This is a genomic window from Polyangium sp. y55x31, from assembly GCF_029946505.1.
Classification (GTDB): domain Bacteria; phylum Myxococcota_A; class Polyangia; order Polyangiales; family Polyangiaceae; genus Polyangium.
Map to the genome: position 1 here is coordinate 37,299 of NZ_JARZHG010000048.1, position 16,214 is coordinate 53,512.

Sequence of the window (16,214 nt, forward strand, 5' to 3'; positions counted from 1 at the left end):
GTCGTCGCACGCAGCGACACGTTGGCGGTTGAAACGTCACCGCTGCTGTCTTGGCTGGCTCGATGAACTGCGCATCGCGCAGTTCATCGAACACGAGTCCAGCGCTTGCGCTGGTCCGGGTGCAGGGGCGGACAGCCCCTGCTCGGGTCCGGGGTGAAACCCCGGCGCAACGCTCAAGCCGTGCGCTTGACGTACTCGAAGTCGACTGGGCGCCCTTTGATGCCGTGCTTCGGCGGCGCGATCCAGTTCGCCATCTGCTTCGGGTCGAAGATTGGCGCTGTCATGAGGCTCTTCACGTACGCCTCGTCTGCCTCGCTCGGCAGCCACTCGTCGCGACGACGGTCCCACTCTTCCTTCGTGAGCACGTTGCCGTCCACGTCGAAGTAGAGCCCGCCGTAGATGCCCGTGCGGCGGTGGAAGCGGCGGCTCGGCAGGGTGAGTTTGAACGAGATCCCTGCCTCGGCGAGTGCGCGGTTCCACTTGTCGACCCCGCGCTGCGCGTCTTCGACGTACTCGTCGCGTAGCACCTCGTTCATCGCGTTGCGCAGCGGCACCTCCTCGCGACGGAAGCCTGTCACGACGCCAGGTCCTCCGGTCATGGGCACGTCCATCGCGTAGATGCCTTCGACGGCGCGATGATCCTCGTAGCTCTCCTCCTTCGCGCGCCCCTTCAGGCTCGATGCGAAGAAGTTTGCTGCGTTCGACGAGATCTCGCCGCCGAACAGATCGAGGGACACCGAGTACCAGAAGTTCAAATACTTCTGCATCGTCGGCAGATCGATCCCGCCCTCGGCGCGCGCGTCCTCGTTCTTGTTCTTCTTCATCAGCTCTGCGGTGCGCTGCACGATGCGCAGGATGCCCGTCTCGCCGACGAACATGTGGTGCGCCTCCTCGGTCAGCATGAACCGCGTCGTGCGCGCCAGCGGGTCGAAGCCGCTCTCGGCGAGCGCGAGGAGCTGGTACTTCCCGTCGCGATCCGTGAAGTACGTGAACATGAAGAACGAAAGCCAGTTCTGACACGGCTCGTTGAACGCCCCGAGGATGCGCGGTTTGTCGGGGTTGCCGCTGCGACGCTCGAGCAGTGCTTCCGCCTCCTCGCGGCCGTCGCGGCCGAAGTAGCTGTGGAGCAGGTACACCATCGCCCAGAGGTGCCGGCCCTCCTCCACGTTCACCTGGAACAGGTTGCGCAGATCGTAGAGGCTCGGACATGTCTGGCCGAGCAGCCTCTGCTGCTCGACGCTCGCGGGCTCGGTGTCTCCTTGCGTCACGACGAGCCGGCGCAGCACGTTGCGGAACTCGCCGGGCACGCTCTGCCAGACGGGCTCGCCCATGTGATCGCCGAAGCCGATCTTCCGATCGGCCACGGGGTCCGTGAGGAAGATGCCCCAGCGGTACTCGGGCATCTTCACGTAGTCGAAGTGGGCCCAGCCCTCGTGATCGACGCTCACGGCGGTGCGGAGATAGATCTGGTCCTCCTGGAAGCCCTCGGGACCCATCTCCTTCCACCAGTCGATGAACCTGGGCTGCCAGGCTTCGAGCGCCCGCTGAAGCTTCTTGTCGGACGCGAGATCGACGTTGTTCGGGATACGCTCGGAATTGACGACAGAGCTCACGTTCGCCTCCAGTCGAATTCGGGTCGCTCGGGCCGGCCGTACATGGTGAGCGCGCCCCGCTCGCCGACCGCATTCGGGCGCTGGAAGATCCAGTTTTGCCAGGCCGAGAGCCGCCCGAAGATCTTCGTCTCCAGCGTCTCGGGCCCGGCGAAGCGCAGCGAGGCCTCCATGCCGGTCAGCGCGTCGGGCGACAGGCTCGCGCGCTCCTCGACCGCGATCCGCACCTCGTCGTCCCAGTCCATCTCGTCGGGCGTGAACGTCACGAGCCCGAGTTTTCTCGCGCTCTCCGCGTCCACCAAGGACGTTTGTCCTTCCAGACGTTTCACGGCCGAAGGATCGTGGAGGAACCGCGTCTCGAGGCGCGTGAGGCCGTTCGGCATGGGGAACGGACCGAAGTTCAGCGGCGAAAGACCGATCACGGGCGGCTCGTCGCCGCCGTCGAGCATGTAGGTCCGATCGCCGGCGAGGGCCAGCTCGAAGAGGCTTCCCGCGAAGCACGAGCCGGGCTCGACGAGCGAGAACACGCTGCGCGCCGTGAGATCCAGCCGCTTCAGGACGCGGCGCATCTTGAGCAGGATCTCCCGGGCGAACCAGTCGTCGCGCAGGGCGTGGAGCGCGCGATCCGCGGCGCGCACGGCCTCGGGATCACCCTTCGTCCGGAGGAGGACGAGGCCGGCCTCCGGGTGGTTGAAGCGCAGATCGAGCAGGGCATCGTCGATCTCGCGGAACACGCGGAGCGCCCACACGTCGGAGCCGCTCTTGTGCAGCGCCTCCACCGTGGTCTCCGGCGCGCCCTCGGGCGCGCGCACCTCGAGCTCGGCGACGCGTGTGGCGCTGTCGACGACGAGCGTGACGTACTTGTATTCGGCCTTCGACTTGCTGCCGTCCTCGGAGCGCTTCACCTCGAGCGGGGCGAGCGTGATGCCCGGGCCCTGCTTGTCCTTCGTGCGCCCGGCGATCGCGTTCGCCTCCTCGATCACCCCCTGATCGAAGCGGCTCTTCGGGATCGAACGATCGACGAGCCGCCACTCCTCGGCGCGCTTGCCGCGCACGCCCTCGGCGAGCGTGCTGAACACGTCGGCGAGATCGCGGCGCACTTTGCGTTTGTCCACGAGGCGCGTGAGCCCGCCCGTGCCCGGGAGCACGGCGAGCAGCGGCGTCTCCGGGAACGAGACCGCGCTCGATCCGTCATCGCAGAGCAAGATCTTCTCGCACGCGAGCGCGAGCTCGTAACCGCCGCCCGAGGCCACGCCGTTCAGCGCGGCCACGTAGTGCTGGTCGCTCTCGGTACACGCTTCTTCGAGCGAGAGGCGCGTCTCGTTCGTGTACTTGCAGAAGTTGACCTTGAAGGCGTGCGTCGACGAGCCGAGCATGTAGATGTTCGCGCCGGCGCAGAAGATGCGCGGCTGGCCGCTCGTGACGATCACGACCTTCACCTCGGGGTGCTCGAAGCGCAGCCGCTCCACCGCGTCCGCGAGCTCGATGTCCACGCCGAGGTCGTAGCTGTTCAGCTTGAGCGTGTAGCCGGGGCGCATCGGCGCCTCCTCGACCACATCCATCACGAGCCGTGCGATCGAGCCCTCGAGCGAGAGCTTCCAGTGCTTGTACCGGCTCGGATGTGTCTCGAAACGGATGGCGGGCGCCTTGGCCCCGCTGCTTTCACTCTCGATGCCCATCGCCGAAAACTCCATCACCGGGGCGGGAGGGTGTCAAGCAATATACTGCTTGCTGGAGTCTTCTTCATGAAATATATTGCATGACGTGGCGGCTCGAAAGAAGCCCGACGGAGGCGCAGACGAAGCCGAAGGCGCGGGCTCGCTGCTCTTGCGGACGCTCGGCGAGCGGGTGCGCGAGCGGCGGCGCGCGGCGGGTTTGACGCTGCGGGATCTCGGGGCCGCGTCGGGCGTGAGCGAGCGCTTTCTGGTGCTCGTCGAGGGCGGCAAGGCGAACGTGTCCGTGGTTCGTCTCGACGCGATCGCGCGCGCGCTCGATACGACCGCCTCGGCGCTGCTGGCGAGCGCTCCTGCGGAAGCACCACGCACCACGGAGAAGGGCCCGCTCGTGGCGCTGCTCGGCCTGCGTGGGGCAGGAAAAACCACGCTCGGGACCCGCGCAGCCGCCCGGCTCGGTTTGCCTTTCGTGGAACTCGACAGTCTCGTCGTAACGCGCGCAGGCATGAGCCTGACCGAGATCTTCGAGATGCACGGGACCGCGTACTTCCGCAGGCTCGAACGAGAGGAGCTCGAGCGGCTCGTGGCGCGCGGCGATCGCGGGATCGTCGCGACGAGCGGCAGCCTCGTGACCGATCACGAGACGTTCGAGCTGCTCTGCCGCGAGGCCGTGACCGTGTGGCTGCGCGCGCGCCCGGAAGACCACTTTCAGCGCGTGATCGATCAGGGCGACGCGAGGCCCATGGCGAGCCGGCCGGCTGCGATGGAGGAGCTCCGCGCGATCCTGCGCGCGCGAAGGGCCCTCTACGAGCGCGCGGCCCACATCATCGACACCTCGGCGCTCGGACTCGAACGCTCGATCGACAGGCTCGTGAAGATCGTCAACGCGTCGAGCCGTGGTAGGCTGCCGTCACCGCCCGTCGGTTGAACGCATGCCCCGCCTCCGCATCCTCAACGTCGTCTCCGAGTGCGTCCCTTTCGCCAAGACGGGAGGCCTGGCAGACGTGGCCGGCGCGCTCCCCATCGCGCTCGCGGCGCGCGGACACGACGTCCGCACCGTGATGCCGCGCTACCGCGTGGCGAAGAAACATCCGGCCAAACGGCTGCCCATCTCGCTCGGCGTGCCCGTGGGCGGCGGCGAGGCGTGGGGCGCTGTGTGGGAGGCTCGGCTCGGCGAGAGCACGTCGCGCGTCTACCTGCTCGAGCATGACGAGCTCTACGATCGCAGCGGCATCTACAACGATTCGAACGGGGATTACCGCGACAACCTCGCGCGCTTCACGTTCCTCTCGCGCGGCGCGCTCCGGCTCTCGCTCGCGCTCGGGTTCATCCCCGACGTCGTGCACGTGCACGACTGGCCGACGTGCCTCGTGCCGGTCTACATGAAGACGCTCGACGCACGCACCCCGCTCGGCGGCGCCGCGTCGGTCATGACGATCCACAACATGGGCTACCAGGGCTGGTTCGACAAACGCGAGCTGCCCGTGACCGGCCTCGGCTGGGACGTCTTCCACCATCGCGCGCTCGAGTCTTACGACCGGCTGAACCTGCTGAAAGGCGGCATCTACTTCTCGACGATGCTCTCGACGGTGTCGCCGCGGTACGCGCAGGAGATCCAGACCGCCGAGGGAGGACACGGGCTCGAAGGCGCCTTGCGCGAGCGCGGCGGCGACGTGATCGGCATCCTGAACGGGATCGACGACGAGATCTGGAACCCCGCGACGGATCGGCACCTCGCCGCGCATTTCGACGCCGACGATCTGCAAGGAAAGGCCTTCTGCAAGGCGGAGCTGCAGCGCGAGATGGGGCTCCCGGTTCGTCCGGACGTACCGATCATCGGCCTCATCAGCCGGCTCGTGCACCAGAAGGGGATCGACATCTTCGCAGGCGCGCTCGGCACGCTGCTGAACCACGACGTGCAGGTCGTGGTGCTCGGATCGGGCGAGGGCTGGGCGGAGGATCTCTTCACGCGGCTCAGCCACTCGACCGATCGGTTCCGCGCGTACATCGGCATGAACGACGCGCTCGCGCACCGCATCGAGGCGGGCTCGGATCTGTTCGTGATGCCTTCGCGGTACGAGCCTTGCGGGCTGAACCAGCTCTACAGCCAGCGATACGGCACGCTGCCCGTCGTACGCGCGGTGGGCGGGCTCGACGACACGGTCGAGCACATGGCGACGGGCTTCAAGTTCCTCGACCTCTCGCCCTCGGCGCTCGCGGACACGGTGCTCGAAGCGGCGTGGATCTACCGCGAGCACCCCGAGCATTTCCGCTCGATGCAGCGGCGGTCGATGAAAAAGCCGTTTGGTTGGGATTACGCGAGCCGCCAGTACGAGGCGATGTATCGGCTCGCGATTTCGAGGCATCGCGGCGAGCGCTGAGGCGGGCCCGAGAGCCCGCCCCGCGCTGCACGCGCCTCAATGCGCGTGACCTGCGTGATCGTCGGGGTGCTCGACCTGCTGCCCCGGCGTCGGGATCTGCCGCGTCGGCAAACCCGCCTTCGGCTCGACGACCTGGCCCTTCGCGGTGAGCGAGCGCGAGAGCGCGCGGTGCTTCGCCTCGATGACCGACGTGAACCCGTTGACCAGCGAGAGGAACGCTTCCGGCTCGATCCCCTTGTCGCTGATCTTCGCCTGGGCCTCCTCCGCTGCCTTCTGGAACGCGCTCAGCGGCGGGACCGTGATCTTCGCCCACGGATCGTTCGGGTTGTTCGTGCCGAACGTCTTGATGGCCTCGATGTCCTTCGCGAACGCCGCGACGCCCTCCTTGTAGGCCGCCGCGTCGATCTTCTTCGCGAGCACCGACAGGACGAGCCCGCGCGCCTTTTCGTAAGCCGTGAGCACGAGGCGTTCGCCCTCGTCGAGCTTCGCCGTGTCGACCGGGTGATCCTTGCGCCACGCGGCGATCGCAGCGCCGAGCTTGTCGGCGTTCTCGTCGAGCTTGTTGAAGTCGGCGACGAGCTTCTTGTGCAGCTCCTTGCCGCGCTCGAACTTGTCCTTCGTGTACTCCTCGCGCTGGTAGTACACGCTGGCCGCGGCGATGTTGCGGCTGAGCTCCAGGGAGAACGGGGCGAACGTCGCGAGCGCCGCGTCGACGTCGGGCATCGGCGGCTCCTTCAGACCGGCGGCGACGGTGCAAGCCCGCGCGTTGCGCTCGTGCGGCGCGCGCATGCCCATGTCGGCCATCTTGCGAGCGCCAAGCACGTTCGGCGCACCGGAGGGGCCGGGGCCGGCCGACGGCGCGGGGCCGGCCGACGGCGCCGCGGAGGCGCCGGGCTTCGGCGGCACGAGCGTGGGCGGGGCCGGCGGCATGGCCGCGCCGGGGATGCCGAAGCTCGGGATCTTCTTCTCGCTCGGTTCGTCCTTGCCGAGGCTCGTGAAGTAGGCGTCACGCGCCTGACGCAAGGTGAGCGTACCGAAGTAACAAACCTCGAGGCGGTAGTCCTTCATCGCCTGCGGGTCGAACTTCGGGACGGGCGCGATCGGGGTTCGCAGCGGCAGCTTGCCCTTCCCGCTCGGCAGCGCCGCCGTCGACGGCTTCGCCTCCGGCGCAGGCGCGGGCGGCTCGTCCTTCTTGCAGCCTACGACCAGGGGAGCGAGCGCGAGCACGAACGGAAGAAAAGACCGCAGCCGGATCATGAAGACATGCCTCCTCAGAAGATGCCCTGCGCCGGCAAAGGCCGGGCGAGGCCGGACCGGCATCATGCCCGACCAGCACGGAGTTTCAAGCGCGGCGCCGCAGCGATCCTGCCCCGCCCCTTGCGGCCGCGCGCAGCGGAATCATGTTGGCCGTCGTGAAAAAGACCACCGACGCGCGCCCGCAGAAGCTCGAAGGCAAGAAGGTCTCCGGAAAGGCTCGCGGGCTCGCGCTCGTGCCGCTTCTCCGGGATGCGCCAGCGGCTTGGCGGCTGCTCCGCGACCGGGAAGCTGCGCTCTGGGCGAAGGCGCTCATCGTCCTTTCGGTCGTTTATTGCGTGTGGCCGCTCGATCTCGTGCCCGACGCCGTGCCTTTCATCACCTGGATCGACGACGCGGGCGTGGTGCTCCTCTTCCGGCTGATCCTCCACCGGCAGCTCGCCCGGTACCACGAGCCGGGATCAGAAATCGTAACGGACGTGCGTGGGCCTCGATCCGGGACCGATGTCCGCGTAGCCTGAACGCGGGTTCCCGTGCGACTCCAACGTTACACGCTCGATCAACTCCGCATCGAGGACGAGCGATCCTTTCGACACATCGGTCTCTACACCGAGCTGAAGCGCGCGCTCGTGCGTGATCACGTCACCTTCCTCGTGCCGAAACCCGGCACGCCGGAAGCACGCTGGGATCGCGCGCTCTTCTTGAACCTCACGTTCTGGTCGCCCGACCAGCCCGGCGACGTCCTCGACGGCGACGCGATCCCCGCCGACGTGGTGATGCACGCGGGCTGGCATCACGTCACGCGCCGCGCGCTCGACGCGCTCGGCACGACGGCGAGCCAGAGCCCCGAGGCGCTGCTGCTCGGTGAGGCGATCGCGAGCGCGTTCGATCTCTACCTCGTCGGCCGCTTGCTCGGCCACGCGCCGGACGCCGCGTTCCTCGAGACGCAGGTGCCCGCGATGGCCGAGGCCGCGCAGCAAGCCGGCATGCCGGAAGAGGCATTCGAAGCGATGCTCGACGAGGTGTCGCAGGACCCGGACAAGGCGTTCGAGGATCTGCGCGAGCTGCTCTTCGACGCGAGCACCGCGCTCGTGCGCGCGCCTTCGGTCGAGGAAGCAGCCGAGAGGATCGCGCGTTTCGACACGCATCGTTTCGGGCCGCTCCTGCATCACTACGAGCTCTCGACGTGGATCCTCTATGCGCGCGCCTACGCCAAGGATCTGGGCGCGCCGGATCCGCAGGTGATGGCCGTCGACGCGATGATCCGCCGCGCGGACGTCGCGCTCGATTGGCTCGAAAAGCACTGGATCTCCGGGGTCTCGGGAGACCCGGCCGGACCCGATGACCACGAGGTTCTGCCCCGATGAGTGACAAGAAAAACGACACGAAGGCGGCGGCGGGCAACGTGGAGCCCCCGCCAGAGACGATGAAGTCGATCCCCGAGCGGACGAGCGTCTTCGACCTCGACGTCTCGGCCGAGGTCGTGACAGTGGCGCCGCCCGCGCTCGCAGGCGCCGACAACCCGAAGATCCCGCCTCCGCCGCCGGCGCCGCGCGCGAAAGCCGCCTCGGAGCCCGTGCTCACGAAGAGCGCGACGCCGTCCCCGGCGGCGACGAAGCGCACGCCGACGTTGAAGGACGACGACGACAGACCCTCGTTCTTCGATGTCTTCGATGTCGAACGGCACGAGGCCAAGCACGCCCAGCCCGAAGCCCCCCCGGAAAAACCCGCGGACAAGGCGGCCCAGCGCGGCTCGCGGCCCGATCCGCGCGAGATCAGCCGCAGCCGGAAGATCGTCGACGAGGACCTGTTCAACCTGAGCAGCAGCCTCTTCAACAACCAGTCGCTCACGCCGCTCGTGGCGCCCGACGTGTCTGCGCTCGGCGTGTCCGGGCTCGGCAAGGATCTCACGACCGCGCCGAAGCCGGAGCAAGCCGCGGGGAAAGCCGACGCGGCGAACAGCGGCGGGTCGCTCTTCCTGGCCGCGCCGCCCATCACGGCGCCGCCGGCGCCGGCGACGAAGTCGTCGATGGACGCGATCGATCTGGACGTCGACGTCGCCGCCACGAGCGGGAAGCTCGATCGCAAGCGGATCGGGATCGGAGTCGTGCTCGTCGCGGCGCTCGCGGGTCTCGTGTTCTTCGCGGTGCAACGCTCGTCGACGCCGTCCGAGGATCCGACGGCCGCAATGGCGACCGAGTCGACGACCACGTCGAGCTCCGAGACCGACAAACCGCTCGCGTTGCAGCCCGCGAGCACGAACCAGGCGCCCGCTCCGAACACGAACACCCCGGCGCCGAGTGATCCGGCCGCGGTCGCGAAAGCAGGCACCGAGGCCCCCGCGGACAAACGCGCCGCTTCGTCGACGGAGGCAGCGGCGAAGGTGGATGGTCGGGACAAACCCGCGGCAGGCGGGGACAAACCGCCGGAGAAGGCCGAGACGAAACCGGCCGATACGGGGTCGGGGAACAAGGCGCAGGACCTCGCAGCCGCGATGGCCGCGGCGAACAACAAGCCTGCTGCGCCCGAGGCGCCCTCGGGCGGTGGGAACGAGTTCAACAGAGGCGCCGCGTCGTCCGCGCTCGGCGCCGCCGCCGGCAGGGCCGCAGGCTGCAGGGCGCCCACGGATCCGAGCGGTACGGCCCGCGTGAGCGTGACGTTCGCCCCGTCCGGCCGCGCCACGAAGGCGCAGGTGAACGGCCCGCCGTTCGCCGGCACGCCGACCGGCGGCTGCATCGCCGCCGCGTTCCGCAGCGCCTCCGTCCCGCCGTTCTCGGGCGATCCCGTGACGGTGAGCAAGTCGGTGACGATCCGCTGACCTTCGCGCGGAACGCGTCGACGTTTCTCGCGGCGTTCTTTATCCTCCCGGCCCCGTGCTGGTCGCCCTCCGCGTCAAGAACTTCGTCCTCATGGATTCGCTCGAGCTGCGCCTCGAGCCAGGCTTCAACGTGCTCACCGGCGAGACCGGCGCGGGCAAATCGATCGTCGTCGGCGCGCTCTCGCTCGTGCTCGGCGGCCGCGGCAACGCCGAGCAAGTGCGGCCCGGCGCCGACGAGGCCGAGGTCGAGGCGCTCTTCGACGTGACAGGCAGCGAGCGGCTCGCAACGGCGCTCGACGCAGCCGGCGTGTCCTCCGGCGGCGAGCTCGTCATCCGCCGCGTGGTGCAGCAAAACGGCCGATCACGCGCGTACCTGAACGGGCGTCTCTGCACCGCGGGCGAGCTGCAAGCGCTCGCGTCGGAGCTCTGCGACGTCGCCTCGCAACACGAGAGCGTCGCGCTCACCGATCCCTCGACGCACCTCGGTTACCTCGATCGATTCGGCCGCCTCTCGACCGCACGCGAGGCGCTCGCCGCAGAGGTCGAGAAGCTCGAGAAGGTCGTCGCCGAGATCCGCGAGGTGCGCGAAGCCGAGCGCGGCCGCGCCGAACGCGAGGCGTTCCTCGGCTTCCAGCTCCAGGGCATCGACGCGGTGTCCCCGCGGTCCGGCGAGCTCGAAGAGCTCGCAGCCGATCGCCAGCGGCTGCGCCACGCAGGGAGGCTCCGCGAGCTGACCGAGCACGCCGCCGCACGGCTCGATCAGGGCGAGCACGCCATCTGCGACGAGCTCGCGAAGCTCTCGAAGGATCTGCGCGCCGCCGCGGATCTCGATCCGTCCCTCGAAGCAACGGCGAACTCGCTCGATGGTTTGTTCTCCGAGCTTCGCGAGATCGCCCGCGAGGTCGAGCGATACGCCGAGCGCGCCGAGGCAAACCCGTCGCGGCTCTCGGAGATCGAGGACCGCATGTACCGGCTCGAAGGCCTGCTCCGGCAGCACGGGCCGACGATCGACGACGTGCTCGCGGCGCGGTCGCGGATCGCGGCGGAGCTCGAGGGGCTCGGCAACGTGGAGACGAAGCTCGAAGCGCTGGAGCACGAGCGCGATCGGCTGCTCCGCGCAGCAGGCGAGCGCGCGCGGCAGCTGTCGCAGAAGCGGCGCGAGGCGGGCGAGAAGCTCGGCGCTTCGATCGGCGGGGAGCTCGCCGATCTCGGGATGGGCGGCGCACGCGTGATCGTCGACGTCGCGCCACTCTCGGGCGACCGATCGGAGCTCGTCGTCGACGGCGCGCGCCTCGGCCGCGACGGCATCGATCGCGTGGAGTTCCTCATCGCGCCGAACAAGGGCATCGAGCCGCGCCCGCTGCGCAAGATCGCCTCGGGCGGCGAGCTCTCGCGCGCGCTGCTCGCGCTCAAGCGCACGCTCGCGGAGTCGGGGCCAGCGGGGCTTTACGTGTTCGACGAGGTCGACGCCGGCGTCGGCGGCGCGGTGGCGGACAAGATTGGCCGCGCGATCGCAGACGTGGCGCGCCACCACCAGGTCCTCTGCATCACGCACCTCGCCACGATCGCAGCCTTCGCAGACGCGCATTTCGTGGTGTCGAAGCAGGTCGACGGGCCCATGACGAAGAGCACGGTCAAGCGCGTCGAGGGCAAGGATCGCGTCGCCGAGGTGGCGCGCATGCTCGCAGGCGCGAAGGTCGGCCCGAGCGCGCTGAAGGCGGCCTCCGAGATGCTGGACGAGGCGAAGGCGCGCTCGGCGGCTTCCGCGAGCCCGAAGCGCGGCGGGAAGAGCCGCGCTTCCTGAGGCGCGGAGCGGGGCGTTGCCCCGCACCCCAGCAGGGGGCTGTCCGCCCCCTGCACCCCGGACCAGGCACGGCCTGGACCGAGGGCCGAGAAACCGCGCGATGCGCGGTTTCTCGGACGGCCCGTGGCAAGACCACGAGCGGCATTGCCAACCAAGACAGCAGCGCTGCCGTATGTGCTGGGAACGCCTTCCCTGTCGACAGCGCGCATCGCGCGCTGTCGCCACGGGTCCAGCGCTTGCGCTGGTCCGGGTGCAGGGGCGGATAGCCCCTGCTCGGGTCCGGGGTGAAACCCCGGCGCTACGCTGGCGGTCAAGCCCGCGAGAGCGTGTAGTCGCCGAGGTCTACGCGAACGAGACCTTCGAGCCACGGATGCACCGCGATCGCCGCGCGGAACAGCCCCTGCGCGATGCGCCGGTAGCTTGCGTGCCCTTGCCGCGCCGAACGCAGCTCGATCACGTGGAAAAGCTCGCGCAGGTTGAGCGTCCAGAGCGTGCGGATCCGGAAGCCGAGTGGCACCGCGTACTGCGCTTCGAGTGGCCGTTTGCTTTCGAGCTCCTCCCACGCGTCGCATGCTGCGACCATCGCGTCCGTGTAGACCCGATCGAGCTCGAGCTCTGCGAGCTCCGCGGGCGTTTCGAAGCCGAGCCGGCACGTCAGCCGCTGCGTCGCGGGCAGGAGCATGCGGTGCCGCTGCAGATCCCGGTACGCGCCGTAGTCGAGCATCAGCTCGAACGTCATCGTCGTCGCCTCGAACCCACGCGGCACGGGATCGTATGCGCCACGGCGCGCCACCGATGCCCGCACGATGTCTTCGAGCTCGCGCGACGTCGCGTGCCGCATTGCCTCCGTGAGCCCGCGGGCGTGCACGTTCGGCTCGCTGCTCTCGTATCCGAGGGCGAGCACGATCCGCTCGAGCGCGTCCTTGTCGTGACGCACCAGGCGCACCGGCTGCCCGACCACGTTCGTTGCGGCGGCGTCCCAGGGGCCGGGATCGTAGATCGATCGCAGCTTGTCCCCCACGTCGGCGCGCTGCGCGGACCGATGCTCGCTCCGCGCCGCGTACTTGACCAGGGTCGGCGTCACGGTGCGCGCCGCCGCGTGCATGGCCGTCGCGATCTTCCGGACCTCCGCGAGCGGATGCGAGAGCATCTTCGTGAGCAGCGCTTCGAGCGCGCGCGCGTTCGCGGTGAGGCCGAGGTTCGTCCGCGTACCGGCTGGCAAGAGCCCGCGCAGAAGATCGCAGGCATGCGCGCGGATCGCCGCCGCGTGCGCTGCCTCCGACGCGCCCGGCGGCCGCAGCACGCGCACGCGCAGCGCGTCCATCACGCGCGCCATGAGATCGACGTATGTCGTGAAGAGCCGCTCCGCGCTCGTGCGGTACGTCTCACCGAGCGACCCTTCGAGCTCGGGCAGATTGACGAAACTGTTTCGATCGAAGACGACGTACCGCGTGCTCTTCTCGGTGTACGAGCCGAGCCGGAGGTCCTCGATCACCTTCGAGGCCACGATGCTCACGTTCTCGATCGCGAGGTGCACGACCGCGTGCTCTGCGACCGACGCGTGCCCGTAGCCGACGACCCACTTTTCGTGGAACGCGCGCGCCTTCTCCGTCGCGAGCCCGAACGAAGGGCGCGTCGTCACGCCCTCCTCGACGTCGAGCTCCTGGTCTGCGAGCAGGCGCGCGAGGTTCGTCCGCAAATCATCGCGGCTGCGCGAGTAATAGGCGAAAAGGACCGCGATCACCTCCTCGGGCAACCCCGAGAGGGCGAAGACGTCGTCGTTCAGGCTGGAGACGTACGGCGCGATCCGGCCGCGCGCAGCTTCGTCGAGGGACATGGGACCGATGGGTCCGTTAGCGCGTCGTGGCCGCGGCGGCGACCGAAAACACGTCCCCGAAGACCTCGCTGTTCGCGAGCTTCCGGCTCCGGCGCGTGAGCACCTCGCAGCCGTTCTTCGTCACGACGAGCGTGTGCTCGAACTGCGCGGACAACGAGCCATCCGCGGTGACGGCCGTCCACTTGTCCGCAAGGACCTCCACGTCGTGGTGGCCGAGGTTGATCATCGGTTCGATCGTGAAGCACATCCCGGCGCGCAGGCGCATGCCCGTGCCGCGCTTGCCGACGTGCGAGACCTGCGGCGCCTCGTGGAACACGCGGCCGATGCCGTGGCCCACGAACGCGCGCACGACCGAGCAACCCTCGCCCTCGGCGAACTCCTGGATCGCCGCGCCGATGTCCCCGAGCCGCGCGCCCTCGCGCACCTGCGCGATCGCGAGCTCGAGCGAGCGCCGCGAGACCTCGGTCACGTGCTTGGCCTGGGGCGAGGGTTTGCCCACGTAGAACGTCGCCGACGTGTCGCCGTAAAACCCGTTGTAAATCGTGGTGACGTCGACGTTGATGATGTCGCCGGGCTCGAGGACCCGCGGGCCCGGGATGCCGTGGCAGACGACCTCGTTCACCGACGTGCACACGCTCTTCGGGAAGCCGTGGTAGTTGAGCGGCGCGGGCCAGCCGCCGCGCCGAACCGTGTCGTCGTGGACGAAACGGTTGATGTCCTCCGTGGTGATTCCCGGGCGGATCATCTCGCCGACGTCGAGCAGCGTCTCCGCGGCCATCTGGCACGCGGCCCGCATCCCTTCCACTTCCTTCAACGTTTTGATGCCGACGTTGCTCACGATCCCGACAGCTCCGCGAGGGCGAGGGCATCCGTCACGGCGGCCGCCACCTCGGCGGTGTCCGGCGACAGGTGCCAGTGAAGCCTGCTCGGCTCGTCCCCCTCGCCTGCGAAGCGACGGAGGAAGCCGATGAACGACGCGCCACGCAGGCGCATGTCGAAAGCCTGCGCGACCCCGTAGGACGGGGCCTTGGGCCCGATGACGAGCTCGAACGCCGTCTGCTCGAAGGCCGGCGCGCCGAACGGCGGCGGGACGACCTGCAGAACGAGGCGATAGGTGCGGACCTCGGCCAGCGACTCGACCGTCACCGTGCTCACCCGGACCCGCGAAACGATCTCGGACCCGCGTGCCCGCTCTTTCAACAGCGGGTCTTTTTGCGCGCTGGAGACGTCGGCGCCGAGGCCGAGGGCGGCGGCATCGACGACATCGTCGAAGAGGACACGGTCGTGCCCGAGCCAAGCGGGATGCGTGGGCGTGTTCGTGTCGCCCTGGACGCCCGCGGCGCCGCACCCGGACACGAGCCCCCCGAGGGCCGCGCCGAACGCGACCGCCCTGGCCCGGCTGGCCGTCCGCGTCGAGAGCTGCGCCATGGGGCGTGGACCTAGCACGTCCCCTCCGATCTGTCAGTGCTGGCAGGCTCCTGCCTCGATCGGATCCTTTTCCATCGATCCGGCGCGGGCCTCGTCCAACGCCCCGAAGACCTCGGCGGGCCCCTTTTCCCGCAGAATCTGGTAGATCCCGGTTGCCGGCCGCGGGCCGGCGGGGCGGAGGATTGGAGATGAAGGTGAACAAGCTTTGGGCAGCGCTCCTTGCGACCACGTTCGGCCTCGCGGCGACGGCGACCCCGGTGGTGGTCGAGGCGCAGGCGAAGAAGAAAGCGGCGGCCGCGCCCGCTCCGATGGGCCCGGCGGTCACCAAGAAGCCCATCGCGCTCGAGCCCGCTTCGCTCAAGTGGGGCATGACGACGAAGCAGGTCGGCGAGGCGATCGACAAGCAGCTCGACGAGGCCTACAAGCCGCTCTACCAGAAGGTCTCGCCGGGCGTGAAGATGCGGGAGCTCGACGCGCAGCTCCTCGAAGAGAAAAACGCGTTCCGACGGAGCAAGATCGAGTTCGGCAAGTTGCCCACGGCCGTCGACAACGGCCCGCTCCGCGGCGAGTACAGCTACCTCAACAAGGAGTGGATGCTGTCGCAGACCCGCGAGGGCACGACCCGGTACTTCTTCTTCATCCAGGACAAGCTCTGGAAGATCATCGACGAGATCAAGCTCGCGAAGGGTGGGCCGCACGGCGCGAACTTCCAGGAGGCCGCGGTCAAGCTCTCCACGGTGTACGGCACGCCCGGCCGGATCATCCCGCCGAACCCGGACCTCGGGATGTTCGCCACCGTCGTCGACTGGAAGGACGCGACGACGCACGTGCGCCTCATCGAGCGCGGTGAGACGGCGATCGCGATCGCGTACGAGGACAACGCGACGCTGCAGAACATCGAGTCGCTGCGCCCGAACAAGCCGAAGCAGGAGGACGCCATCGATCCTGCCGTGGCCGCCGCGATCCGCGGGCCCGACCCCGATCCCACGCCTCCGCCGCCCGCCGACAACAAGAAGAAGAAGTGAGCCGACGAGGGCCCCGCCAAACGCGGGGCCCTTCGCTTTTCAGGGCGAAGATCGGTCGCCTTCGCGGACGCGAGGGCTCAGGTGACGAGCGACGCGCCTTCGGGGATGCGGATGCCGCTCGTCACGACGACACGCGCCGAGGGCGCGACCGCATGCACGGCCGGCTCGATGACGCCCTTCGTCGTGAGGTTCGCGCCGGGGCAACCCGCGCACATCCCCGCGAGGTGGAGCGTGATCTGGTCGGGCTCCACGGCCACGAGGTAGAGCTCGCCTTGATCCGCACGCACGAGCGGAGCGATCACCTCACGGCAAACCTTGAGCATCTGGTCGATGTTCGCGGGCATCGTCTCGAGTTATCTCCGGGGCCGAACGTACCACGAAGCG

Annotated in this window: 14 protein-coding genes; 7 read left to right on the top strand and 7 right to left on the bottom strand. The window is 68.9% G+C overall.

The window, feature by feature from the left end; all coding sequences use genetic code 11:
- Window positions 1-173: 173 nt before the first annotated feature.
- Both boxB and boxC read right to left on the bottom strand, forming a co-directional pair.
- Window positions 174-1,613 carry a benzoyl-CoA 2,3-epoxidase subunit BoxB gene (gene boxB / locus QHF84_RS44445; RefSeq protein WP_281319679.1) on the bottom strand — a complete coding sequence of 480 codons (1,440 nt, stop codon included), beginning with the start codon at window positions 1,611-1,613 and terminating at the stop codon, window positions 174-176.
- Window positions 1,610-3,304, bottom strand: coding sequence for a 2,3-epoxybenzoyl-CoA dihydrolase (gene boxC / locus QHF84_RS44450; RefSeq protein ID WP_281319721.1), 1,695 nt, complete (start codon window positions 3,302-3,304; stop codon window positions 1,610-1,612). Before boxC ends, boxB begins: the two co-directional genes overlap by 4 nt.
- 70 nt (window positions 3,305-3,374) lie before the next feature.
- Here boxC and QHF84_RS44455 point away from each other — a divergent pair, with 70 nt between their 5' ends.
- Both QHF84_RS44455 and glgA read left to right on the top strand, forming a co-directional pair.
- Window positions 3,375-4,211: a shikimate kinase gene (locus QHF84_RS44455; RefSeq protein WP_281319680.1), complete on the top strand. Its 837-nt coding sequence runs from the start codon at window positions 3,375-3,377 to the stop codon at window positions 4,209-4,211.
- A gap of 4 nt (window positions 4,212-4,215) precedes the next feature.
- Window positions 4,216-5,664: a glycogen synthase GlgA gene (glgA, locus tag QHF84_RS44460; protein WP_281319681.1), complete on the top strand. Its 1,449-nt coding sequence runs from the start codon at window positions 4,216-4,218 to the stop codon at window positions 5,662-5,664.
- 36 nt (window positions 5,665-5,700) lie between these two features.
- Here the strand turns inward: glgA and QHF84_RS44465 are convergent, their stop codons facing one another.
- The gene (locus tag QHF84_RS44465) at window positions 5,701-6,921 is read right to left on the bottom strand and encodes a DUF3829 domain-containing protein (RefSeq protein ID WP_281319682.1); all 1,221 of its coding nucleotides are present in this window, start codon (window positions 6,919-6,921) and stop codon (window positions 5,701-5,703) included.
- Window positions 6,922-7,076: 155 nt separating this feature from the next.
- Between QHF84_RS44465 and QHF84_RS44470 the strand changes: the two genes are divergently transcribed.
- Genes QHF84_RS44470 through recN form a run of 4 tightly spaced genes read left to right on the top strand, consistent with a single transcriptional unit; the run spans window position 7,077 to window position 11,540 of the window.
- The gene (locus QHF84_RS44470; RefSeq protein WP_281319683.1) at window positions 7,077-7,439 is read left to right on the top strand and encodes a DUF1232 domain-containing protein; all 363 of its coding nucleotides are present in this window, start codon (window positions 7,077-7,079) and stop codon (window positions 7,437-7,439) included.
- 12 nt (window positions 7,440-7,451) lie between these two features.
- Window positions 7,452-8,285 carry a hypothetical protein gene (locus tag QHF84_RS44475; protein WP_281319684.1) on the top strand — a complete coding sequence of 278 codons (834 nt, stop codon included), beginning with the start codon at window positions 7,452-7,454 and terminating at the stop codon, window positions 8,283-8,285.
- Window positions 8,282-9,736 (top strand): hypothetical protein, encoded by a 1,455-nt coding sequence (locus QHF84_RS44480; RefSeq protein ID WP_281319685.1) that lies wholly within the window; start codon window positions 8,282-8,284, stop codon window positions 9,734-9,736. Before QHF84_RS44475 ends, QHF84_RS44480 begins: the two co-directional genes overlap by 4 nt.
- A gap of 55 nt (window positions 9,737-9,791) precedes the next feature.
- Window positions 9,792-11,540 carry a DNA repair protein RecN gene (gene recN / locus QHF84_RS44485; protein WP_281319686.1) on the top strand — a complete coding sequence of 583 codons (1,749 nt, stop codon included), beginning with the start codon at window positions 9,792-9,794 and terminating at the stop codon, window positions 11,538-11,540.
- Window positions 11,541-11,850: 310 nt separating this feature from the next.
- On the opposite strand, the gene QHF84_RS44490 is transcribed toward recN, so the two are convergent.
- The 3 genes from QHF84_RS44490 to QHF84_RS44500 are packed head-to-tail and all read right to left on the bottom strand — an operon-like array spanning window position 11,851 to window position 14,805.
- A complete protein-coding gene (locus QHF84_RS44490; protein ID WP_281319687.1) occupies window positions 11,851-13,377 on the bottom strand; it encodes an FAD-dependent thymidylate synthase in 1,527 nt (508 codons plus the stop codon).
- 16 nt (window positions 13,378-13,393) lie between these two features.
- The gene (gene map, locus QHF84_RS44495) at window positions 13,394-14,215 is read right to left on the bottom strand and encodes a type I methionyl aminopeptidase (RefSeq protein ID WP_281319688.1); all 822 of its coding nucleotides are present in this window, start codon (window positions 14,213-14,215) and stop codon (window positions 13,394-13,396) included.
- On the bottom strand, window positions 14,212-14,805 hold the full coding sequence (locus tag QHF84_RS44500; protein ID WP_281319689.1) for a cobalamin ABC transporter substrate-binding protein: 594 nt from the start codon (window positions 14,803-14,805) through the stop codon (window positions 14,212-14,214). The genes map and QHF84_RS44500 overlap by 4 nt, the downstream gene beginning before the upstream one ends.
- A gap of 188 nt (window positions 14,806-14,993) precedes the next feature.
- On the opposite strand from QHF84_RS44500, the gene QHF84_RS44505 reads away from it, so the two are divergent.
- Window positions 14,994-15,830 carry a hypothetical protein gene (locus QHF84_RS44505; RefSeq protein ID WP_281319690.1) on the top strand — a complete coding sequence of 279 codons (837 nt, stop codon included), beginning with the start codon at window positions 14,994-14,996 and terminating at the stop codon, window positions 15,828-15,830.
- Window positions 15,831-15,907: 77 nt separating this feature from the next.
- On the opposite strand, the gene QHF84_RS44510 is transcribed toward QHF84_RS44505, so the two are convergent.
- Window positions 15,908-16,174: a NifU family protein gene (locus tag QHF84_RS44510; RefSeq protein ID WP_271919358.1), complete on the bottom strand. Its 267-nt coding sequence runs from the start codon at window positions 16,172-16,174 to the stop codon at window positions 15,908-15,910.
- Window positions 16,175-16,214: the final 40 nt, after the last annotated feature.